Below are 19,620 nucleotides of genomic sequence, written 5' to 3' on the forward strand. Positions count from 1 at the left end.
AGTGTGCGCTGGGCTCTGATCCTCCTCCTCGTGACGGCGGTCTTCGCCATCCCGGACGCATCGCCGTGCCTTGCTCACGGCAAGCCCGCAGCCGATATATCGCGCGGTCCCGACGTGCTGGACTCGGGCGACGGCTCACTCGACCCCGGCGACACTGATATATCGGATACCAGTGCAATATCCGATATATCAGTCGCTGATATATCGGAGATTGCAGCAGCCGGAGGCGCGTCCGACGTCGGCGTCGCGGCGCTGGACCTGCAGACCGGCCAGGTGGTCTCCGCACAGGGCGACAAGCCGTTCTACTCGGCGTCGCTGTCGAAGCTGATCCTCGCCTTCGACGCGCTGCGGCAGCCGTTGTCCGACGCGGACCAGGACCTGATCCGGCGCGCCCTGAGCGCGAGCGACGACAACGCCATGGACGTGCTGTGGACGAGGTTCGACGGCATGGGCGCCATCGGCCGCGTCGCCGCCGAGGCAGGGCTTACAGGTACTCACGCCCCTGACGACCCCTCGCAGTGGGGAGAGGTCGTCATCACCGCGAACGACATGGTGCGGCTCTACCAGCACGTCCTCGCCTCACCGCAGCGCGACGCCGTCGTCGCGGCCCTGTCGTCCGCCACCGCCACCGCCGCCGACGGCTTCGACCAGGCGTTCGGCCTGCTCGGCGTCACCGGCGCCTACGCCAAGCAGGGCTGGATGTTCTACCTGCCGAGCGACGTCTACCTGCACAGCGCCGGAGTGCTCGACGACCGCTACGCCGTCGCCGTGCTGACCACGAACCCGACCGGCAACTGGACCACGGCCAGGGAGTCGATCAACGCCGTCACCTCCGCTCTCCTCGCGAAGCTGGACGCCACGGCCGGTCCCGCTCGCCCGTGAACTCGCGGACCACCAGGTTCGCGCCCACGAGCAGCACGATCGCCCCGAAGACCAACGCCCCGAACAGCATCCCGGCGGCGCCACCGATGGACGCGAGCCTGGCCGCGGCGTACCCGGCCGCGGCGGGAACGACGATGTACGCGCCGACGTTGCGCCGCCGCGCCGAGTAGACGTCCCTGACCCGCGTCAGCGACAGCCCGAGCACCACCGGCGTCAACGTCACCACCAGGCCGAAGACCTCCAGCAGCACCCACTGCGACGGCGACAGCACCGCGAGCGCCACCACACCGGCCGACAACACGCCCCCGGCCACGACGAGCAGCGTGCCGAGCACCCTGATCCGCGGCGCGAGCCCGGCCGCGAGCGAGTCGGGCACGAGCGGCCCGGACTCGTCGACCACGAGCCGGTGCGCCGCGAGACTGCTCGACAGGGCGAGTGCCAGCGCGGCCACCACCGGCACCGCGAGCACCAGCACCACTCCCAGGGCGAACGCGCCCGGTTCCCCCACCGGCTCGACCCCGGACGCGAACCAGTAGAAGGGGAAGAAGAGCGCCAGCGCCGTACCTTCCAGCACCACGAACACGTGCCGCAGCCGAGTCGCCGACCCACCGTCGGCCACCCGCGTCGCCACCGCTCCCCCGGCCAGCGCGCACAGGCACACCAGCCCACCGCTCACCGCGGCGGCCGCGAGCACCCGCGGACTCCCGGTCTCGGCCACCGCGGCGACGACCACCACCCACGCCACCAGCGCCGCACCGGCCACCGCCTGCGCCACGCCCCGCTTGCGGAACTGCTCCCCCGTCACGCCTTCTACACGCGCGGGCACGCGGGAGCGTTGCGTCAGCCTGCCCGCAACACACTCCGCGCGGTGAAGAACGCCACCCCGCCCAGCACGACGAGCAGCCCCAGCACAGCGAGGTACACGGCGGACCCGGCGGTGAACGGCACCGGCCGGGTCTCGCTGGTCAACGCCATCACCTCGCAGAACCAAGCGAACATCGCACAGAAGATCGCACCACCCCACCACGCCCCGAGGAGGCGGCGAACCAGCCGAGCGCCGTTCACGTCGACGTACTCACCCCGCGCGCAGGACCGGGCGGTCGCGAGGCTCACGCCGGACAAGATCCCCCAGAACGCGCCGATCCCGGCCGTCATCACGCCGATGACGTTGATCGGGCTGCGAGCGGTGGGCAGGGTCAGCCCGACGGCGACGAGCACGATCCCGAACACGAGCGCCATGCCGATGAGAGGCAGCCCCGTCAGGGCGAGCCGCGTCCTGATCCACTGGACGCGCTCAGCGGGCACCCGGACCCACTGCGGTGGCGGCCCTTGGCCCACGATCATCAATTGCCGACTCTCCAATCCGAGCCGTCGCCGTCAGTGACGCTGGCGTCGCCCATGTCCCCGGTGTTCGGCATGGTCCACTCGCGGCCGATGTCGTGGATCTTCTGCATGATCGCGTTCTGCTCGGTCTCGATCGTGTTGGTGTGCGATTCCAACGCCATGATCGTGGCGCCGACGATGCCGATCGCGACGGTCAGCCCACCTGCGATGGCGGCGACGGCGGCAGGCGTGCCGACGACCGTGCAGGCGGCGGCGATCGCGCCGACCGCGGCCACGACGAACGTGGCGAAGGCGACGCCCATCGCGATCCAGAAGGCGTCGATCGAGTTCGCCAGGCTGTTCAGCGAGGCGCGCATCTGGTTCGCGACGTCCTTCACCGCGGTCAGGCCCTGTGACTGGGGCGGCACCGTGGCCGAGTAGGCGCGGGCGGCCTTGCCCTCCCACTCGACGTTCGTGCGCATCTTGTCGAGCGTGACCGTGCCGGCGATGTCACCCAGCTTGTTTCCGACCTGCTCGACCCAGCCGGTGCCCACCTGACGCAGCCGGTCCGAGTCACCCGGCTGGTCGAACAGCTGGTTCACCCTGGCCCAGAACTCGGAGATCTTCTGGTTGAGCCAGCGGATGCCGTCCTGGACCTTGTCGATGACCCACTGCAGCGGCGGGGGCACCCAGCTCAGCGTGGCGTTGACGACGTCGAAGAACCGCTTGATGTTGCGGTCGACGTCCTCGACCTTCTCCTTGGCCTGCAGCACCAGCGGATTGGTCATTTGAGCTCCCCCGTGAGCCGGTTCATGTCGTGGAGGTTCGCGGCTTCTTCGCGCTCATAGGTGTCGGCGGCGGCGCGCAGACTGTCACCGAGGCCGTTGAACGCAATCATCGCCTGGCGCAGCAGGTCCTCGAGGACGACCCGGCCGTTCTCGTACGTGCGGTCGAGGCCGCGGTCGACCGCCCACATCGATACGTCGTGACCGGTCAGCGTCAGTCCGCCGATGGCGCTTTGAGGTGCCTGCACCTTGTCCGCGGCCGTCGACCAGAGGCCCGCGTCCGTGCGCAGTGCGTCGAGTGCCATCATCAGGTCGCTCATGCCAGCCCCACCTTCCGCAGCAGCTTCGCCGGATCACTCGCCAGCGCCTGGAGTTCCGCGATGGCCGGCCCGGCGGGCTGCGACGTGGGCGCACCGCCGTCGTGCAACGCGCGCAGGACCTCGGCGAGCTCGCCCTCGATCTCGGGGTTGGGGGCGGCGTGCACCCACCGGTCGTCGATCTCGAAGCGGACGACCTGGCCTGACTGCCCGACTCCGCGGACGTGCCCGCCACGGCTCTCGGCGCGCACGGCGGAGTTCACCTGCCGGTCGAGGTCGGAGGTGAACGCGGCGAGTTCGGCGTTCACAGCGTCGAACAGCCGCATCGCGTCATCACGGGTGAACGGGGTCTCGTCCACCTCACGGCTCACGAGGGGCGGCTCGACGGCCGTCAGATCCCCCTGAGCCGCCGTCGAACGCGACAACGCCTGCATGGTCGCGTCGTTGGCCGCGCTCAGCACGGCGGTGTCCAGCGCACGTTGGTCGAGGCTGTCGCGCCACTGCGCGGCGAGCCTGACCGCGCGGACCCGGCCGTCGAGTTCGACGGCCACTGACACGGCGCCGCTCGCGTCAGTGCCCACGCAGGCATCGGCGTCATCCGGTTGTCGGCCGGGCGGCGGTGTGGCACGCCGCCCTGCCTCGTACTCCCAGTCCTCGGCTTCCTCGAAGCCCCATCTGCGGTTGTCCTCGACCACCCCGGACACCCCCTGCGCTGTGACTGATCGACTTCACAGCGTAGCAGCGGGTGCGGCCGAACGGAGCAGTCCGGACTAGCAGCCGACCAGGCGCGCGGCCAGGTACGACTCGAGCTGGTCCATCGCCACGCGCTCCTGCGACATCGTGTCGCGCTCCCGCACCGTCACGGCCAGGTCGGTGAGCGTGTCGAAGTCGACCGTCACGCAGAACGGCGTGCCGATCTCGTCCTGGCGGCGGTAGCGGCGGCCGATGGCGCCGGCGTCGTCGAAGTCGACGTTCCAGTTGCGGCGCAGGGCCGTCGCGAGGTCGCGGGCCTTGGGCGAGAGGTCGGCGTTGCGCGAGAGCGGCAGCACCGCGACCTTGACCGGGGCGAGCCGGCGGTCGAGCTTGAGCACGACGCGCTTGTCCACGCCGCCCTTGGCGTTCGGGGCCTCGTCCTCGGTGTAGGCCTCGAGCAGGAACGCCATCATCGGGCGGCCGACGCCGGCCGCGGGCTCGATGACGAACGGCTTGAAGCGCGAGTTCGTGGCCTGGTCGAAGTACGACAGGTCGACGCCCGAGTGGTTCGAGTGCGTGGTGAGGTCGAAGTCGGTGCGGTTCGCGATGCCCTCGAGCTCACCCCACTCCTGGCCGCCGAACTGGAAGCGGTACTCGACGTCGACCGTCCGCTTCGAGTAGTGCGACAGCTTTTCCTTCGGGTGCTCGTAGTGGCGCAGGTTCTCCTTGGAGATGCCCAGGTCCGTGTACCAGCGGGTGCGCTCGTCGATCCAGTACTGGTGCCATTCCTCGTCCGTGCCCGGCTCGACGAAGAACTCCATCTCCATCTGCTCGAACTCGCGGGTGCGGAAGATGAAGTTGCCCGGCGTGATCTCGTTGCGGAACGACTTGCCGATCTGGCCGATGCCGAACGGCGGCTTCTTGCGGGAGGTCGTCTGCACGTTCAGGAAGTTCGTGAAGATGCCCTGCGCGGTCTCGGGGCGCAGGTAGTGCAGGCCCTCCTCGGTCTCGATCGGACCGAGGTGCGTCTTCAAGAGCCCGTTGAACATCTTCGGCTCGGTGTAGGTGCCGCGCACGCCGCAGTTGGGGCACGGCACGTCGGAGACGTCGCCCTCGGCGACCTCCTTGCCGGTGCGCTCCGCGTACTCCTCGGACAGCGTGTCTGCGCGGAACCGCTTGTGGCACGACTCGCACTCGACGAGCGGGTCGACGAACGCCTCGACGTGACCGGAGGCGACCCACACGTCACGCGGCAGGATGACCGACGAGTCCAGGCCCACGACGTCCTCGCGGCCGCGGACCATGAAGTTCCACCACTGGCGCTTGATGTTGTCCTTGAGCTCCACGCCGAGAGGGCCGTAGTCCCATGCCGAGCGGGTACCGCCGTAGATCTCCCCGCACGGGTAGACGAACCCCCTGCGCTTGCAGAGGCTGACAACGGTCTCGATGCGATCGGCGGGCAAGGGGAACTCCATCGGGGGAATGAGAATCGGGGCCTCAAGCCTAGCCCGTCACGTCATGCCCCGAACGGGCGACCGGAGCCTTACCCTGCAGGAATGGAAGACCGGCTGCGAGAGCTGTGGGACTTCGCCGACCTGGACGGCACCGAGGCCAGGTTCCGCGCGTTCCTCGGTGACGTGACGACCGACGACGAGCGCGCGGAGGTGCTGACGCAGCTCGCCCGCGTCGAGGGCCTGCGGGAGAACTTCGCCGCAGGTCACCGTCTGGTCGACGAGGCGGAGACGCTCGTCGCCCCCGACTCGACGGGCCGGGTGCGGGCGTTGCTCGAACGCGGCAGGCTGCACCGCTCCGGCGGTGATCCGGAGGCGGCGCAACCGCTGTTCGTGGCGGCGTTCATCCTGGCCAAGACCCGAGGTGACCTGTCACTGGCCGTCGACGCCGCGCACATGGCCTCGCTGGTCGACGACCCGGAGAAGTGGACGAAGCAGGGCCTCGAGATCGTCGTCGCGAACCCCGCGCTGGTGCGCTGGCTCGGCCCGCTGCACAACAACCTCGGCTGGTTCTACTTCGAGAACGGCCGCTTCGACGAGGCCCTGGAGGCGTTCGAGAGGACGCCCGAGGCGTACGCGGAGAGCGGCAAGGCCAAGACGCTGCACGCGCTGGGCCGCACCGAGGAGGCCTCGCAGGCCGCGCGCAGGGCCCTCGAGCTGCTCCCCCACGACTCGCAGGACGAGTGGGTCGAGGAGATGCGGGCTATCGCCGAGGCGTAGCCGGACCGGCCGCTTCGCCGAGCCGGACCGTGAACGCGTCCTGCGCGAGCACGCTCGTGTGCGTCTCGACCTGGCCGTCCGCGCTGGTCAGCGTCGGCTCGTACATCGCGGGCTCGTCGGTCAGCGCCTCGGACAGCAGCGGGATGACGTGTTCGCGCACGGGGAACGGCGACATCGCCCGCCGGTAGGCCACCACGGACTCGAACTCGACCGTCAGCACCCAGCGGTCGTCCTCGTCGGTCGACCGCGCGAGCGTGCCCTTGAGGCACCCCGGCTGCGCGGTCAGCAGCGCCAGCGCCTGCTCGGCGCGCACGATGAACGTCTCGGGGTCGGACACGCGGAATCGGCACACCAGCAGCACGGTGCAAGGATGGCACGGTGACCTCCAAGCGCCCTCTCCTGCCCGGCGACGGCCCGCTCGCGCGCGTGCGCCCCGTCGTGGCGTTCGTGCTCGTGCTCGGTCTGTTCATCACCGGCGTGCTCGTGGGCGGCACCCTCGGCGCGGTGCTGCTGGGCGTGCTGATCCTGGCCGCCGGAGTGCTCCTGGCCGCCACCTGGAAGGTTCTTTCCCCAGCTCAACGCACATTGCGCGTGGTGGTCCTGCTGGTACTGCTCATCATCACCGTAGAATTGGTTCTGAAAATCCCTACCAGGTGAGGTGTGCCGCCATGACCGTCCAGCTGCACGGCGAGCACTCCCCCGAACGCGAGGCCCCCGCGCCCGCGCCACCCCGCTCCGCGCACACCCTCGCCGAGGCCGGCGACCTGCTGCGCGCGCTGGCCGCCCCCGTCCGCATCGCCATCGTGCTGCAACTGCGCGAGCACGACCGCTGCGTGCACGAACTGGTCGAGGCGCTGGGCGTCGCCCAGCCGCTGATCAGCCAGCACCTGCGCGTGCTGAAGGGGGCTGGTGTGGTGCACGGCGAGAGGCACGGCCGCGAGGTCGTGTACCGGCTGGTGGACGAACATCTGGCGCACATCGTGGTGGACGCTGTGACGCACGTCGAGGAGAAGTTGTGACCGGACTGAGGTCCACCAAGCAGCGCACCGCGGTGTCGAACCTGCTCGACCAGCTCGACGACTTCCGCAGCGCCCAGGAACTGCACGAGGAACTGCGCCGCCGCGGCGAGGGCATCGGCCTGACCACGGTCTACCGCACCCTGCAGTCCCTCGCGGACGCCGGCCAGGTCGACGTCCTGCGCACCGACTCGGGCGAGGCCATCTACCGCCGGTGCTCGGCGCACCACCACCATCACCTCGTGTGCCGCCACTGCGGCCGCACGGTCGAGGTGGAGGGTCCCGCCGTCGAGAAGTGGGCGGACCGGGTGGCGGCCGAGAACGGCTTCTCGCAGGTGAGCCACACCGTCGAGATCTTCGGGACGTGCGCGGAGTGCACGGCCAAGGGTTTGAAGTAATCAGCTCTCGTAGGGCTCGACCGGCTCGGCCACGGGCGTGAACGACTCCACGGTGAAGCTCGGCACCCACGAGTTCTTCTCGTTCGCCGACTTCGGCACGACCTGACCGGTCACCTCGACCCACTGCTCGTCGGGCAGCGCGGGCACGTCCCCGATGACCTTGACCTTCAACGGCCGGGCGTCGGCGGCGCAGCAGGAGATCGCGAGCCGCGCGACGTAGGTCTCGCCGTCGGCGCGCAGCAGGAACCCGGTGAGCTTCACGCGCCGGCCGTCCAGCGTTCCCGACTCGTCCCACGCCGTGCGCGTGACGAACTCCGTCATCGACAACGGGATCACGTCGCCGGACGGCAGTTCGCCGAGCAGGTTGCGGGAGCGCTGCGTCTGGTTCGTGTCGGCGGCCGAGTTCACGACGTCGCCCCCCAGCGCGGGCGGGGAGATCAGGAACACCGCCAGCACCGGCAGCAGCATCAGCCACGTCGAGCGCGACGAGTGCGAGTGCTCGTGACCGTCCTCGGCGGCCTTGCCGCGGCGGATGTCCCCGATGATCGCGAACAGCGCCAGGCCGATCATGATCACCCCGGCCGCGATCAGCAACGGCAGCAGCGACTTCTGGACGTACCGGAGGTACAGCCCGGAGAAGCTGATCTTCAGCAGCGCGCCGCCGAGCAGGACGAGCAGGATGTTCTGGGTCTCGCGCCTCACAGCAGCACCACTCCCGACACGACGGCGCACAGGATCGCCACCACGAAGGTGGCGGGTGCGAAGCGGAAGGCGAAGGACTTGCCGAACGCACCGGCCTGCAGCGCGATCAGCTTCACGTCGACGGCCGGGCCGACGACGAGGAACACCAGGCGCGGCAGCAGGGGCAGCGCGGAGAACGCCACCGCCACGAACGCGTCGGCCTCCGAGCACAGCGCCAGGATGACGGCCAGGAAGGCCATCACGATCACGCCGAGCACGATCTGACCGCCCAGCGTCTGCATCCACGCGGTCGGCACGAACGTCTTGAACACCGCCGCGAACAGCCCGCCCAGCACCAGGAACCCACCGGCGTCGACGAGGTCGTGCCGCGAGCTCTCGGCGAACACGGCCCACTTCGACCGGCCGGTGTGGTCGGCCATGCGGGCCAGGGCCCGTTCGGCGATCCACTCCATCTTGCCGAAGCGCACCCACAGCCAGCCCATGACCATCGCGGTCAGCAGCGAGCCGACGAACCGCGCGACGACCATCATCGGGGCGTCGTTGAACGCCACCGCGGTCGACACCAGCACGATCGGGTTCACGGCGGGTGCGGCGAGCAGGAACGTCAGAGCCACCGCCGGTGCGACGCCCTGCTGCATCAGCCGCCGCGCTACCGGCACCGAGGCGCACTCACAGCCCGGCAGGGCGATGCCCGCGACACCGGCCACGGGCACGGCCAGAGCCGTCTTCGACGGCAGCAGCCTGCGCAGGGCCGAGGCCGGCACGAACGCCGCGATGGCGCCCGAGATCAGCACGCCCAGCACGAGGAACGGCATGGCCTGCACGCAGATCGCCACGAACACGGTCGACGCCGTGCGCAGCTTCGGCACGTCGAGCAGGTCGACGAGCCGGGATTGGAAGAGCAGTGCGAGAACGAGGATCCCGCACAGCACCTCCAACGACGTGATCTTCAGCCGAGGCGGGCCGGAGCGCCGCTTCGACGAGCGGATCTCGCCGGTGATCGTCACTCCGAGTCCAGGTCCAGGAGCCGGCGGTACGTGCGCGCCATGCCCTCGCGGATCTCCTCCGGCGACGGCGGCTCGTCGAACTCGGCCTCTTCCTCCTCGAGGTCCTCGTCGAAGTCGACGGGAGTGCCGTTGACGGTCTCCTCCGCGTCGGCCTCCTCTTCGAGGGCGGCCTCGCGGAGCTCGTCGATCGTCGCGGAGACGTCCTCGGCCGACAGCGCGGGCAGCATCGGCTTCACGATGGCCAGCACCCCGCCCTCGGCGTCGTCGAGCGCCACGGCCTCGGCCAGCGCGACGGCGTGGTCGCGCTCGTACGGGCCGCAGATGAACGAGTCCCAGTCGTCGCCGCCGGACGGCTCGAACGTGACGGTCCAGGGGAACTCGTTGACGTCCGAGTCCTCTTCCGGCTCGTAAATGATCACGCCACCCATCGAAGGGTCCTTTCTCAAGAAAAGCGGGAGAGGAGGTCGCCGCGCACCTGCGACGCGGTCGACACGACCAGCATGAGCAGCGTGCTCAGGGGTTCCGGCTTGAGGCCGTCGGCAGGGAACGCGTAGCGCAGCATCACGTCCGTGCCACCGCGTTCGGACTGGATGACACCGAGCGTGCCGAACAGGCCCTGACCAGCGCGTTCGGCGACCCAGACGGCCACGTCGCCGGGCAGGTCCCACGCGACCACGACGGTCAGCGAGAGCACGGTCAGCCCTTCGGCCAGCTCCATGCCCTGCACGGCGCACGGCACGTCGCCGTGGCGGAAGCTCAGCGCGCCGTCGTCGTCCACGGACACGTCGTGGAACAGCTCCAACGCCTTGCGGGCGGCCTCCAGGGCCTCACCACTCGCGTTCACGACGACACCGCCTCCTCACCGGGCTTGTCGACGGCGCCACCGAACCGGCGGTCGCGGCCCGCGAACTTCTCGCAGGCGCGCCACAGGTCGCGGCGGTCGAAGTCGGGCCACAGGATGTCCTGGTAGACCATCTCCGCGTACGCGGACTGCCACAGCAGGAAGTTCGAGATCCGCTGCTCACCGGACGGCCTGATGAACAGGTCGACGTCGGGCATCTCCGGCTTGTACAGGTACTTCGCCAGCGTGCGCTCGTCGACCTTGTCCGGGTTGATCTTCCCGGCGGCGACCAGGCGCGCGACCTCGCGGGCGGCGTCGCCGATCTCCGCGCGACCGCCGTAGTTCACGCACATCACGAGGTTCAGCACGTCGTTCTCGGCCGTGCGGACCTCGGCCTCCTGCAGCTGCTTGATGACGCTGCCCCACAGCTTCGGCGAGCGGCCGGCCCAGTGGATGCGGACACCCATCTCGTCGAGCTCGTCGGTGCGGCGGGCGATCACGTCGCGGTTGAAGTTCATCAGGAAGCGGACCTCGTCGGGGCTGCGCTTCCAGTTCTCCGTGGAGAAGGCGTAGAGCGAGAGCCACTTCACGCCCAGCTCGATGGAGCCCCTGGCGACGTCGAGCACGACCTGCTCACCGCGCTTGTGGCCCTCCACCCGCGACAGCCCGCGCTGGTTCGCCCAACGGCCGTTGCCGTCCATCACGATCGCGATGTGCTTCGGCACCAGGTCGAGCGGGATGTCCGGGGGCGTCGCACCGGACTCGTGCGGCTCCGGCGGGCGCGGGACGCGCTTCTCACGCTCGGAGCGGCGGCGACGCAGCATGAGGCTGAGCATCCTTTCGAGCGAAAACCGTTGTCGGGTAGACGCCACATTAGCCGTCTGCCGGCTGCGCCTTTCGCTCGACCAACGGCAACGAGCGGAGCTGCCGTTCGAGGTGCCACTGCAGATGTGCCGCGACCAGGCCACTCGCGTCGCGGCGGGCGATGTGCGGGATCTCGTCGACCACGGTCCACTGCCCGTGCAGCAACGCCGACAGCAACGTCAGCGTGTCGTTGGACGGCGACGAGGAACCCGCCGGGCGGCAGTTCGGGCAGCACGAGCCACCCGCCTGAACGCTGAACGCGCGGTGCGGACCGGGATCGCCGCACTTCGCGCACTCGTTCACCGCGGGCGCCCACCCGGCGATGGCCATCGCCCGCATGAGGAACGCGTCCAGCAGCAGCGACGGGTCGCGTTCGCCGCTGGACAACGCCTTCAACGCCCCGGCCACGAGCATGTAGAGCCGCAACACCGGTTCGCCCTCTTCGGCCGTGAGGCGGTCCGCGGTCTCGGCGATCGCACACGCCGCCGTGTAGCGCTGGTAGTCCTTCACGATGCCCACGCCGAACGCGTCCAGCGTCTGCACCTGCGTGATGATGTCGAGCGTCCGGCCCGGGTAGAACTGCACGTCGACGTGGCAGAACGGCTCGAGCCGGGCGCCGAACTTCGACGTCGTCTTGCGCACGCCCTTGGCCACGGCGCGGAGCTTGCCGTGCCGTTGCGTCAGGAAGGTGATGATCCGGTCCGCTTCACCGAGCTTCTGCACGCGGAGCACGACCCCGGTGTCGCGGTACAGGTTCGCCATCAGAGTCCCGCCATCTAGAACCCCAGGCGGCGCAGCTGCTTCGGGTCGCGCTGCCAGTCCTTGGCGATCTTGATGTGCAGGTCCAGGTACACCCGGCTGCCCAGCAACCGCTCGATCTGCTTGCGCGCCTCCATGCCGACCTGCTTGAGCCGCTCACCCCGGTGCCCCAGGATGATCGCCTTCTGCGACGGCCGCTCCACGAACACGAACGCGTGGATGTCGATCAGGTCGTCACGGCCCTCGCGGGCCTGCATCTCCTCGACCACCACGGCGATGGAGTGCGGCAGCTCGTCGCGCACGCCCTCGAGCGCGGCCTCGCGGATGAGCTCGGCGACCAGCGTCTGCTCGGGCTCGTCGGTCAGGTCGCCGTCCGGGAACAGCTGCGGGCCCTCGGGCAGCTTCTGCAGCAGCAGGTCGCTCAGCTTGTCGACCTGGAACCCGTCGACCGCGGACACCGGGATGATCTCGGCGAACTCCATGACCTTCTGCAGCGCGAGCAGCTGCTCCATCACCTGCTGCTGCGACACCAGGTCCGTCTTGGTGACGATGCCGAGCACCGGCGTGCGCTTGGCGACCTTCTCGAGCTCGGCGGCGATGAACTTGTCACCGGGGCCGACCTTCTGGTCCGCGGGCACGCAGAAGCCGACGACGTCGACCTCCGACCACGTCTCGCGCACCAGGTCGTTCAGCCTCTGGCCGAGCAGCGTGCGCGGCCGGTGCAGGCCGGGCGTGTCGACCAGCACGAGCTGGCCGTCCTCGCGGTGCACGATGCCGCGGATCGTGTGACGGGTGGTCTGCGGCTTGCTGGACGTGATGGCGACCTTCGTGCCCACCAGAGCGTTCGTCAGCGTCGACTTCCCTGCGTTCGGGCGGCCGACGAAGCACGCGAACCCGGAGCGGTAACCATCCATCCGTCCATTGTCCCTCTAGCCGGTCCTGGCCGTTCGGGGGCCCTCAGAGCTGCTTGCGAACCTCACCGGCGGGGTTCGCCAGGAGCACCGGCCCGGACGGCGTCAGGTCCCGCACGGCCGCCAGCGACTCCCCGTCCACCCTGTTCGCCTCGGTGACGACCGCCGCCGCCTCCAGGCCCTCGGCGCCGCTCGACACGGCGGCCGCGACGGCCGCCTGCAGCGCGGTCAGCTTCAGCGACGGCAGGTCGACGGTGGACGCGTTGTACGTGCGGCCGTCGAGGTCGCGCACGGCCGCACCCTCCGCAGCACCGTTACGCGCTCGCACGGACCGTGCGAGCGTCACGAGCTTGGCGTTCTCCGGATCGACGTCAGTCATCTTCTTCGCTCTCCTTCTGCACGGGACGCACGAGCACCGTCGTGACGCGAATGCGGCCGCGTTCGTCCTTGCCGCCCTCCGCCCGCATGCGCAGGCCCGCGATCTCGGCCTCGGTGCCGGGCAGGGGCACGCGCCCGAGCCGTTGCGCGAGCAGGCCGCCGACGGTCTCCACCTCGTGGTCGTCGAGCTCGGTGCCGAACAACGCGTCGAGGTCGTCCACCGGCAGGCGCGCGCTGACCCGCACCGCGCCGTCCTCCAGGTGCTCGACCGGCGGGCGGTCGTCGGTGTCGGACTCGTCGGTGATCTCGCCGACGATCTCCTCGAGGATGTCCTCGATGGTCAGCAGGCCCGCGGTGCCGCCGTACTCGTCCACGACGATCGCCATGTGCCGGCGCGACACCTGCATCTCGCGCAGCAGGTCCGCGATGGGCTTCGAGTCCGGGATGAAGCTCATCGGGCGCATCAGCTCGGAGACGCTCTTCGGGTCCTCGCCCTCGGCGAGCGTGGCCCGCATCATGTCCTTGAGGTTCACCACGCCGAGCACGTCGTCGACGCTCTCACCGATCACCGGGACGCGCGTGTAGCCGGTGCGCAACGACAGCGCGAGCGCCTGCCGCAGCGACTTCGACTGCTCGATCCACACGATCTCGGTGCGCGGCACCATGACCTCGCGCGTGATCGTGTCGCCCAGCTCGAACACCGAGTGGATCATCTCGCGCTCGCCCTCGTCCACGACGCCGCGTTCCTGCGCCATGTCGACGAGCTCGCGCAGCTCGACCTCGGAGCTGAACGGGCCCTCGCGAAAGCCCTTGCCTGGCGTGATCGCGTTGCCGACGAGGATCAGCAGCTTCGACAACGGGCCCAGGACCCGGCCGAGCTGCCGCACCGTGCCCGCGGCGAGCAGGCTCACGGCGTACGGGTGCTGACGGCCGAGCGTGCGCGGCCCGACACCCACGAGGACGTACGACACGATCAGCATGCTCAGGCACGAGTACAGGACGGCGACCCAGTCCTGTTCCACGTAGTCGAGGAACACCGTCGTGACCAGCACCGCCGCCGACATCTCGCACGCGAGGCGCAGCAGCAGCAACAGGTTGACGTGCCGTGGCCGGTCGTTGAGGACCTGCAGCAGCTGCCCGGTGCCCCAGCGTCCCTGCCGTTGCAGGGACTCCACCCGTGCGCGTGACACGGTGCCGAGAGCGGCATCCACACACGCGAACAAGCCGGCGGCGAGCACGAGCAGAACGGCCAGCACGATCACACCGGCAGGGTTGGAGCTCATCGCGTCAGGCTTCTTCGTTCTTCTCGTCGAGGCCGACCGCTCCGAGCACCTTGTCGTCGGTGCTGCGCTGCAACGCGGCCCGCTCGGCCTCGTCGCGCGCGGAGCGGAAGTCGCCGAGGATGCGGTTCTGCAACGTGAACATCTCACGTTCCTCGGCGGGCTCGGCGTGGTCGTAGCCCAGCAGGTGCAGCACGCCGTGCACGGTCAGCAGGTGCAGCTCGTCCAGCAGGCCGTGACCCGCCTTCTTGGCCTGGTCCTTGGCGAACGCGGGACACAGCACGATGTCCCCGAGCAGCGCCGGACCGAGGCCCGCCGCGTCGGGACGGCGCGCGGAGTCCAGCTCGTCCATGGGGAAGGCCATGACGTCCGTCGGACCCGGCAGGTCCATCCAGCGCTCGTGCAGGTCCGCCATCACGTCCAGCTCCACGAGCAGGACGGACAGCTCGGCCAGCGGGCTCACGCCCATGCGGTCCAGCGCGAAGCGGGCGGCGGAGACGATGGAACCCTCGTCGACTCCGACACCCGACTCGTTGGCGATCTCGATGCTCACGGCGCCTATCGTCCCCGCCGCTGGTTACCCCTGCGCGCACCGGGTCCGTGGTGCTGCCCGTTCTGGTCGATCGCGTCCTGCTGGACCTGCCACTTGTCGTACGCGTCGACGATGTCGCCGACCAGGCTGTGGCGCACCACGTCCTGGCTGGTCAGCACCGAGAAGTGCACGTCGTCGACGCCTTCGAGGATGTCCCGCACGACCCGCAGGCCGCTGCGCTGGCCGCCAGGGAGGTCGACCTGGGTGATGTCACCCGTCACCACGACCTTCGAGCCGAAGCCGAGGCGGGTGAGGAACATCTTCATCTGCTCGGGCGTCGTGTTCTGCGCCTCGTCGAGGATGATGAACGCGTCGTTCAAAGTTCGGCCGCGCATGTAAGCCAGCGGCGCGACCTCGATCGTCCCCGCCTGCGTCAGCCGCGGGATCGCCTCCGGGTCCATCATGTCGTGCAGCGCGTCGTAGAGCGGGCGCAGGTACGGGTCGATCTTCTCGTACAGCGTGCCGGGCAGGTACCCCAGGCGCTCGCCCGCCTCGACAGCCGGGCGGGTGAGGATGATGCGGTTGACCTGCTTGTTCTGCAGCGCCTGCACGGCCTTGGCCATGGCGAGGTAGGTCTTGCCGGTGCCGGCGGGACCGATGCCGAACACGATGGTGTTCTTGTCGATCGCGTCGACGTAGTGCTTCTGGTTCAGCGTCTTCGGCCTGATCGTGCGCCCGCGGCGGCTGACGATGTCGAGGCTCAGCACCTCGGCCGGCGACTCGACGTCGTTCGCGCTGAGCATCGCGATGATGCGGCGGACGCTGTTCTGGTCGATGGCCTGGCCGCGGCCGGCGAGGGTGATGAGCTCGGAGAAGACGCGTTCGGCGAAGGCCACGTCGGCGGGGTCGCCGGACAAGGTGATCTCGTTCCCGCGCACGTGCACGTCGGCGTCGAGGAGCTCCTCCGCGAGCCGGAGGTTCTCGTCACGCGACCCGAGCAGCGTGAGCACCGCACCTTCCGGCACGGCGAACCGGGACTGACCTTCCTTGTTGCTCTGCTGTGTTTCGTCGGCCACGTGGCCCCGGCCTGCTTCCTGTCGCTCGGATCTGGTGCCGTCGATGCTAGTCCGGCCGAAAATGGGTGGCTACCGGATTGCTCACCGTGTGTGCTCGGAAACGTGGAGATCCGCAGGCTTGGTGTTGAGGACGTCCCCGAGTGCATGAAGCTCATCACGGACCGGGGTTGGGCGTGGACGCCCGCGCAGTGGGAGATGATGCTCGCCCTCGGTCCGGGTTACGGGGCGTTCGACTCGTCCGGACTGCTCGGCACGGCGCTGACGACGCCGTATCCCGAGATGCAGGCGATCAGCGGCGTTCTGGTCGCGTCCTGGGCGGGACGCAGGGGCATCGGCACACGGCTGATGTCGGAGGTGCTGGAGATCGATCCGTCGGTCCTGTACGCGACGGCGATGGGTGAGCCGCTCTACGCGAGGCTCGGCTTTCACCCGGTCGGGGAGACGGCCGACTTCCACGGCGTGTTCGGCGGTGAGCCCGCCGGCGTGTCGCGGGCGGGCACCCCGTCGGACGCCGCGGCGCTCGCGGAGCTCGACCGCGAGGTCAGCGGGTACACCCGGCCGGTGCTCTGGGAGCGGTTGCTCGACCCGGCGTCGCCCTACGCCGTACTGGTGTCGGACGGCGGTGTGATCGCGACCCGCCCGAACCCGGACGGGGTGACGATCGGTCCGCTGATCGCACCCTCCGCCTCCGCCGCGTGCGAGATGATCACGGACGTGGCGGCCGGCGCCGGGAGGGTCCGCGTGGACACGCACGACGCCGACGTGGCCGCTTTCCTGCTGGAGCGGGGTTTTGAGAAGCGCGGCGGTGGTTGCACGTTGATGGTGCGGGGATCGGCGGACGTGCCGGGTGACCGGTCGCGCTACTTCGCCCCTGCCTCGCACGCACTCGGATAGCTGGGGGTCCTCCGTTGGAACTGCGACGACTCGAACTGGACGACATCCCCGCGTGCTCCGACCTGGCCGAGAGCCGGTCGTGGCCGCGGGAGGAGAAGAAGTGGGAGTTCCTGCTCACGCACGGCGAGGGCTGGGGGCTGTTCGACGAGCAGGGGCTCGTCGGCACGACGATCGTGACGCGCTACCCGGAGCTGGCGTCGGTCAGCATGGTGCTGGTCGCCGACCGCGCCGCGCGCCGGGGCCACGCCCGCCGGCTGGTGTCGCACGTGCTGGATTCGGGCGTCTCGACGTTGTTCGCGACGGACATGGGCCGCCCGCTGTACGAGCAGCTCGGTTTCCACGCCGTCGGGTTCACCGACATCCACGCGGGAACGTTCACCGGACCGGCGGCAGGTGTGTCGCACCTGGCGACGGCCGCCGACCTCGACGACGTCGTCGCGCTCGACACCAAGGTCACCGGCATCACCCGGCCGTACCTGTGGGAGTTCCTGCTCTCCGCGGGCACCATCCGGATCTCCGAGCACGGCGTCGCGGGCACCTGGCAGGTCCGCGACCAGCGGATGCTGATCGGGCCGATCATCGCGGACACGCCCGCCGACACGTGCGCGCTCATCGCCGACTGCGCGGCCGGGGTCGACAGCGTGCGCGTCGACGTGCACGACCCGGAGGTGGTCGCGTTCGTCCGCGAGAACGGCATGGAGTCGTGGGGCGCGCCCACCTGGATGGTCCGAGGCGCGGAGAAGCTTCCTGGTGACCGCGCCCGCTACCGCGCTCCGCTGTTGCAGGCGCTGGGTTAGAGGCGCTGGCCGCCGAGCAGGTGCAGGTGGGCGTGGAAGACCTCCTGCCCGCTGTCCGGCCCGGTGTTGAACAGCAGGCGGTAACCCGACTCGGCCACGCCCTCGGCGTCGGCGACCTCCTTGGCGGCGGCGAAGAGATCGCCGAGCTGGTCGCCGTTCAGGTCGACGGCGTTCGGCACGTGCTCGCGCGGGATGAGCAGCACGTGCACGGGCGCCTTGGGCTGGATGTCGCGGAACGCGAGCGTCGTCTCGGTCTCGTGCACGACCGTCGCGGGAACCTCACCGGCGACGATCCGGCAGAACAGGCAGGACATGCGTCCAGTTAAGCGAAGAGCGCGTCCAGCTGCTGATCGACGGCCTCGACCATGTCGGCGGCGGTGAACTCGTCGGGCCCGAGGCCGTGGTGGATGTTGAGCCCGTCGATCAGCGCGATGAACCGCCGTGCGGCCTTCATCGGCACGACCCCGTCCCGCAGTTCGCCGGCTCCTTGCGCCGCAACGAGAACGCGTGCCAGCTCGGCGTACAACTCGCGGGTGCCGAGGCGTTCCAGCTCGAGCAGCGACGGCTCGACCATGGCCCGCGGCAAGAACGCCAGCAGCACCGCGGCCTCGACCCGCCGGTCGTCGTCCACCGCCAGCATCTCGTGCGCGAAGGCCCGCAGCACCTCCCGGTTGCCGGCCGAGGTGTCGATCTTCTCGAGCCGCGCGATGAACCGCCGGTACGCGAGTTCCATGGCGAACCCCAGCAGGGCGTCCTGCGTCGGGAAGTAGTGGCGCAGCGACCCGCTCGACCACCCGGACTCGGCGGCGACGGCACGGACGGACGCGTGGTCGATCCCGTCCCGCTGCACGATGCGCCACACCGCCTCGGCCAGTTCGCGGCGGCGTTCCTCGTGGTCGACAACCTTCGGCACCGGCCCTTTCTAGCAGCCGCGCGCAAGCGTGCGGACAGCCGTCTGGCACCGCTCCCAGGCCTCGGTGCCCGGCGTGATCACGTCCATGTGCCCGGCGCCTTCCACGACCACCAGCTCCGCCTGCGGCTCGGCCGCGCAGAACTCGATCGACTGCTCGACCGGAACGTCCTCGTCCCGGTCGCCGTGCACGCAGATCACCGGCTTGCCGATGGGGATCAGCGCGGTCGGCGAGGCCTCCGAGAACTGCTCCTCGGTGCACAGCTCCAACGCCCGAGGCGTGATGTGCCGCGTGAAGTCCAGCACGGCCGCCTGGGCCACCGCGCCCGTGACTCGCGCGCTGTGCTTGGCCGCCCACACGGCGAGATGGCCGCCGGCGCTGTGCCCGAGCGTCACGACGGGCCCGATGTCGACGGCGTCGATCGCGGCGAGCACGTCCTCACCGGTCTGCGGCCAGCCACCGCCGCCGCTCACCCGCCGGTACTCGATGTTCCACACGGCGAATCCTTCGGCGACGAGCACGTCGGCAAGCGGCCTTCCGAGTTCCAAGCCGTACCGCTGGTGCCAAAAACCACCGTGAATGACGACAACACCACCCTGAGCAACACCCTCGGGAAGGTAAAGCTCGCCGAACTGACTGGGATGGTCACCGTAAGCAATTCGCTGCACACGCAGAAAGTACGTGAAAACAAGCCGAACGAACTTGTCAGACCCTGTGAGTACGTTGAAACGCAGGGGTTCCCAGCCAGGGGGTACCCCTGCGCGAGCGTGCCCTGCAGGCGCCTGACCGCGCGAAACACCGCGCAACACGCCGAAAACAACGAGGAAGAGCCCCCAAAACCAAAAGGGGCGCCTCGCGGTCCGAAGCCTGGGGGTCGCTTCGCCGCGAGGCGCCGACGCCGGACCGAGGGGGGAGGTGTCCGGCGAGTCCTTTGGTCAGAAGGACGAATCGTCTACTCCGTTTCCGGATAGACCAATCAGCCCCTCTGCAAACCAGGGTAACCCCATCGGCCTGCGATTCGCT

General features: G+C 69.6%; 28 protein-coding genes. 7 read left to right on the plus strand and 21 right to left on the minus strand.

Going from position 1 to position 19,620, the window contains the following annotated elements; all coding sequences use genetic code 11:
• The first annotated feature begins 3 nt into the window (after positions 1-3).
• Positions 4-882, plus strand: a complete 879-nt coding sequence (locus IE307_RS41320; protein WP_191304943.1) for a serine hydrolase — start codon at positions 4-6, stop codon at positions 880-882.
• On the opposite strand, the gene IE307_RS41325 is transcribed toward IE307_RS41320, so the two are convergent.
• The 6 genes from IE307_RS41325 to IE307_RS41350 all read right to left on the minus strand — a co-directional run bounded on the left by IE307_RS41325 (position 827) and on the right by IE307_RS41350 (position 5,463).
• Entirely contained in the window at positions 827-1,708 is an 882-nt protein-coding gene (locus tag IE307_RS41325) for a hypothetical protein (protein ID WP_191304944.1), read from the minus strand. The two genes, IE307_RS41320 and IE307_RS41325, sit on opposite strands and share 56 nt — an antisense overlap.
• A 14-nt stretch (positions 1,709-1,722) precedes the next feature.
• Positions 1,723-2,226: a hypothetical protein gene (locus IE307_RS41330; protein WP_191304945.1), complete on the minus strand. Its 504-nt coding sequence runs from the start codon at positions 2,224-2,226 to the stop codon at positions 1,723-1,725.
• Entirely contained in the window at positions 2,226-2,993 is a 768-nt protein-coding gene (locus IE307_RS41335) for a hypothetical protein (protein WP_191304946.1), read from the minus strand. Before IE307_RS41335 ends, IE307_RS41330 begins: the two co-directional genes overlap by 1 nt.
• The gene (locus tag IE307_RS41340) at positions 2,990-3,310 is read right to left on the minus strand and encodes a hypothetical protein (protein WP_191304947.1); all 321 of its coding nucleotides are present in this window, start codon (positions 3,308-3,310) and stop codon (positions 2,990-2,992) included. Before IE307_RS41340 ends, IE307_RS41335 begins: the two co-directional genes overlap by 4 nt.
• A complete protein-coding gene (locus tag IE307_RS41345) occupies positions 3,307-4,002 on the minus strand; it encodes a hypothetical protein (protein ID WP_191304948.1) in 696 nt (231 codons plus the stop codon). The genes IE307_RS41340 and IE307_RS41345 overlap by 4 nt, the downstream gene beginning before the upstream one ends.
• A gap of 75 nt (positions 4,003-4,077) precedes the next feature.
• Positions 4,078-5,463, minus strand: coding sequence for a glycine--tRNA ligase (locus IE307_RS41350; RefSeq protein WP_189159985.1), 1,386 nt, complete (start codon positions 5,461-5,463; stop codon positions 4,078-4,080).
• A 93-nt stretch (positions 5,464-5,556) separates the two neighbouring features.
• Between IE307_RS41350 and IE307_RS41355 the strand changes: the two genes are divergently transcribed.
• Complete coding sequence (locus tag IE307_RS41355; RefSeq protein ID WP_191304949.1) at positions 5,557-6,231, plus strand: tetratricopeptide repeat protein; 675 nt, start codon at positions 5,557-5,559, stop codon at positions 6,229-6,231.
• Here the strand turns inward: IE307_RS41355 and IE307_RS41360 are convergent.
• Positions 6,215-6,592, minus strand: coding sequence for an antibiotic biosynthesis monooxygenase family protein (locus tag IE307_RS41360; RefSeq protein ID WP_191304950.1), 378 nt, complete (start codon positions 6,590-6,592; stop codon positions 6,215-6,217). The two genes, IE307_RS41355 and IE307_RS41360, sit on opposite strands and share 17 nt — an antisense overlap.
• Before the next feature lie 17 nt (positions 6,593-6,609).
• Between IE307_RS41360 and IE307_RS41365 the strand changes: the two genes are divergently transcribed.
• Genes IE307_RS41365 through IE307_RS41375 form a run of 3 tightly spaced genes read left to right on the plus strand, consistent with a single transcriptional unit; the run spans position 6,610 to position 7,645 of the window.
• Positions 6,610-6,888: a hypothetical protein gene (locus tag IE307_RS41365; protein WP_191304951.1), complete on the plus strand. Its 279-nt coding sequence runs from the start codon at positions 6,610-6,612 to the stop codon at positions 6,886-6,888.
• Between the two features lie 11 nt (positions 6,889-6,899).
• Entirely contained in the window at positions 6,900-7,250 is a 351-nt protein-coding gene (locus IE307_RS41370) for an ArsR/SmtB family transcription factor (RefSeq protein ID WP_191304952.1), read from the plus strand.
• Complete coding sequence (locus IE307_RS41375) at positions 7,247-7,645, plus strand: Fur family transcriptional regulator (RefSeq protein WP_191304953.1); 399 nt, start codon at positions 7,247-7,249, stop codon at positions 7,643-7,645. Before IE307_RS41370 ends, IE307_RS41375 begins: the two co-directional genes overlap by 4 nt.
• Here IE307_RS41375 and IE307_RS41380 read toward each other — a convergent pair whose 3' ends face one another.
• Genes IE307_RS41380 through IE307_RS41430 form a run of 11 tightly spaced genes read right to left on the minus strand, consistent with a single transcriptional unit; the run spans position 7,646 to position 15,995 of the window.
• Positions 7,646-8,347 (minus strand): TIGR03943 family putative permease subunit, encoded by a 702-nt coding sequence (locus IE307_RS41380; protein ID WP_191304954.1) that lies wholly within the window; start codon positions 8,345-8,347, stop codon positions 7,646-7,648. It abuts the gene before it with no gap.
• The gene (locus IE307_RS41385) at positions 8,344-9,354 is read right to left on the minus strand and encodes a permease (protein WP_191304955.1); all 1,011 of its coding nucleotides are present in this window, start codon (positions 9,352-9,354) and stop codon (positions 8,344-8,346) included. Before IE307_RS41385 ends, IE307_RS41380 begins: the two co-directional genes overlap by 4 nt.
• On the minus strand, positions 9,351-9,773 hold the full coding sequence (locus IE307_RS41390; RefSeq protein ID WP_191304956.1) for a hypothetical protein: 423 nt from the start codon (positions 9,771-9,773) through the stop codon (positions 9,351-9,353). Before IE307_RS41390 ends, IE307_RS41385 begins: the two co-directional genes overlap by 4 nt.
• A gap of 23 nt (positions 9,774-9,796) precedes the next feature.
• Entirely contained in the window at positions 9,797-10,198 is a 402-nt protein-coding gene (locus IE307_RS41395; protein WP_191304957.1) for a YbjN domain-containing protein, read from the minus strand.
• Positions 10,195-11,019, minus strand: a complete 825-nt coding sequence (locus IE307_RS41400; RefSeq protein ID WP_191304958.1) for an isoprenyl transferase — start codon at positions 11,017-11,019, stop codon at positions 10,195-10,197. Before IE307_RS41400 ends, IE307_RS41395 begins: the two co-directional genes overlap by 4 nt.
• Before the next feature lie 49 nt (positions 11,020-11,068).
• A complete protein-coding gene (gene recO / locus IE307_RS41405) occupies positions 11,069-11,821 on the minus strand; it encodes a DNA repair protein RecO (RefSeq protein ID WP_191304959.1) in 753 nt (250 codons plus the stop codon).
• 14 nt (positions 11,822-11,835) lie between these two features.
• Entirely contained in the window at positions 11,836-12,732 is an 897-nt protein-coding gene (gene era / locus IE307_RS41410) for a GTPase Era (RefSeq protein WP_191304960.1), read from the minus strand.
• 43 nt (positions 12,733-12,775) lie between these two features.
• Positions 12,776-13,108: a cytidine deaminase-like protein gene (locus IE307_RS41415; protein ID WP_191304961.1), complete on the minus strand. Its 333-nt coding sequence runs from the start codon at positions 13,106-13,108 to the stop codon at positions 12,776-12,778.
• Entirely contained in the window at positions 13,101-14,390 is a 1,290-nt protein-coding gene (locus IE307_RS41420; RefSeq protein WP_191304962.1) for a hemolysin family protein, read from the minus strand. Before IE307_RS41420 ends, IE307_RS41415 begins: the two co-directional genes overlap by 8 nt.
• A 4-nt stretch (positions 14,391-14,394) precedes the next feature.
• Positions 14,395-14,940 carry an rRNA maturation RNase YbeY gene (ybeY, locus tag IE307_RS41425; RefSeq protein ID WP_191304963.1) on the minus strand — a complete coding sequence of 182 codons (546 nt, stop codon included), beginning with the start codon at positions 14,938-14,940 and terminating at the stop codon, positions 14,395-14,397.
• 5 nt (positions 14,941-14,945) lie between these two features.
• A complete protein-coding gene (locus tag IE307_RS41430; protein ID WP_229905564.1) occupies positions 14,946-15,995 on the minus strand; it encodes a PhoH family protein in 1,050 nt (349 codons plus the stop codon).
• Between the two features lie 144 nt (positions 15,996-16,139).
• Here IE307_RS41430 and IE307_RS41435 point away from each other — a divergent pair, with 144 nt between their 5' ends.
• A complete protein-coding gene (locus tag IE307_RS41435; protein ID WP_191304964.1) occupies positions 16,140-16,889 on the plus strand; it encodes a GNAT family N-acetyltransferase in 750 nt (249 codons plus the stop codon).
• A gap of 14 nt (positions 16,890-16,903) precedes the next feature.
• Positions 16,904-17,686 (plus strand): GNAT family N-acetyltransferase, encoded by a 783-nt coding sequence (locus tag IE307_RS41440; RefSeq protein WP_191304965.1) that lies wholly within the window; start codon positions 16,904-16,906, stop codon positions 17,684-17,686.
• On the opposite strand, the gene IE307_RS41445 is transcribed toward IE307_RS41440, so the two are convergent.
• Genes IE307_RS41445 through IE307_RS47545 form a run of 3 tightly spaced genes read right to left on the minus strand, consistent with a single transcriptional unit; the run spans position 17,683 to position 19,406 of the window.
• The gene (locus IE307_RS41445) at positions 17,683-18,000 is read right to left on the minus strand and encodes a histidine triad nucleotide-binding protein (RefSeq protein WP_191304966.1); all 318 of its coding nucleotides are present in this window, start codon (positions 17,998-18,000) and stop codon (positions 17,683-17,685) included. The two genes, IE307_RS41440 and IE307_RS41445, sit on opposite strands and share 4 nt — an antisense overlap.
• Positions 18,001-18,008: 8 nt before the next feature.
• Entirely contained in the window at positions 18,009-18,599 is a 591-nt protein-coding gene (locus tag IE307_RS41450; protein ID WP_191304967.1) for a TetR/AcrR family transcriptional regulator, read from the minus strand.
• Positions 18,600-18,608: 9 nt separating this feature from the next.
• Positions 18,609-19,406 (minus strand): alpha/beta hydrolase family protein, encoded by a 798-nt coding sequence (locus IE307_RS47545; protein WP_308436440.1) that lies wholly within the window; start codon positions 19,404-19,406, stop codon positions 18,609-18,611.
• Positions 19,407-19,620: the final 214 nt, after the last annotated feature.

Origin of the sequence: Lentzea cavernae, from assembly GCF_014653695.1 — a bacterium.
GTDB classification, from domain to species: domain Bacteria; phylum Actinomycetota; class Actinomycetes; order Mycobacteriales; family Pseudonocardiaceae; genus Lentzea; species Lentzea cavernae.

Bases quoted from the DNA above. Each gene is read 5' to 3' on its own strand.
- IE307_RS41435 (WP_191304964.1), top strand. From the start codon at position 16,140: ATGAAGCTCATCACGGACCGGGGTTGGGCGTGGACGCCCGCGCAGTGG.
- IE307_RS41445 (WP_191304966.1), bottom strand. From the start codon at position 18,000: ATGTCCTGCCTGTTCTGCCGGATCGTCGCCGGTGAGGTTCCCGCGACG.
- IE307_RS41370 (WP_191304952.1), top strand. From the start codon at position 6,900: ATGACCGTCCAGCTGCACGGCGAGCACTCCCCCGAACGCGAGGCCCCC.
- IE307_RS41400 (WP_191304958.1), bottom strand. From the start codon at position 11,019: ATGCTGCGTCGCCGCCGCTCCGAGCGTGAGAAGCGCGTCCCGCGCCCG.
- IE307_RS41415 (WP_191304961.1), bottom strand. From the start codon at position 13,108: ATGACTGACGTCGATCCGGAGAACGCCAAGCTCGTGACGCTCGCACGG.
- IE307_RS41330 (WP_191304945.1), bottom strand. From the start codon at position 2,226: ATGATCGTGGGCCAAGGGCCGCCACCGCAGTGGGTCCGGGTGCCCGCT.
- IE307_RS41355 (WP_191304949.1), top strand. From the start codon at position 5,557: ATGGAAGACCGGCTGCGAGAGCTGTGGGACTTCGCCGACCTGGACGGC.
- IE307_RS41420 (WP_191304962.1), bottom strand. From the start codon at position 14,390: ATGAGCTCCAACCCTGCCGGTGTGATCGTGCTGGCCGTTCTGCTCGTG.
- IE307_RS41340 (WP_191304947.1), bottom strand. From the start codon at position 3,310: ATGAGCGACCTGATGATGGCACTCGACGCACTGCGCACGGACGCGGGC.
- era (WP_191304960.1), bottom strand. From the start codon at position 12,732: ATGGATGGTTACCGCTCCGGGTTCGCGTGCTTCGTCGGCCGCCCGAAC.
- recO (WP_191304959.1), bottom strand. From the start codon at position 11,821: ATGGCGAACCTGTACCGCGACACCGGGGTCGTGCTCCGCGTGCAGAAG.
- IE307_RS41335 (WP_191304946.1), bottom strand. From the start codon at position 2,993: ATGACCAATCCGCTGGTGCTGCAGGCCAAGGAGAAGGTCGAGGACGTC.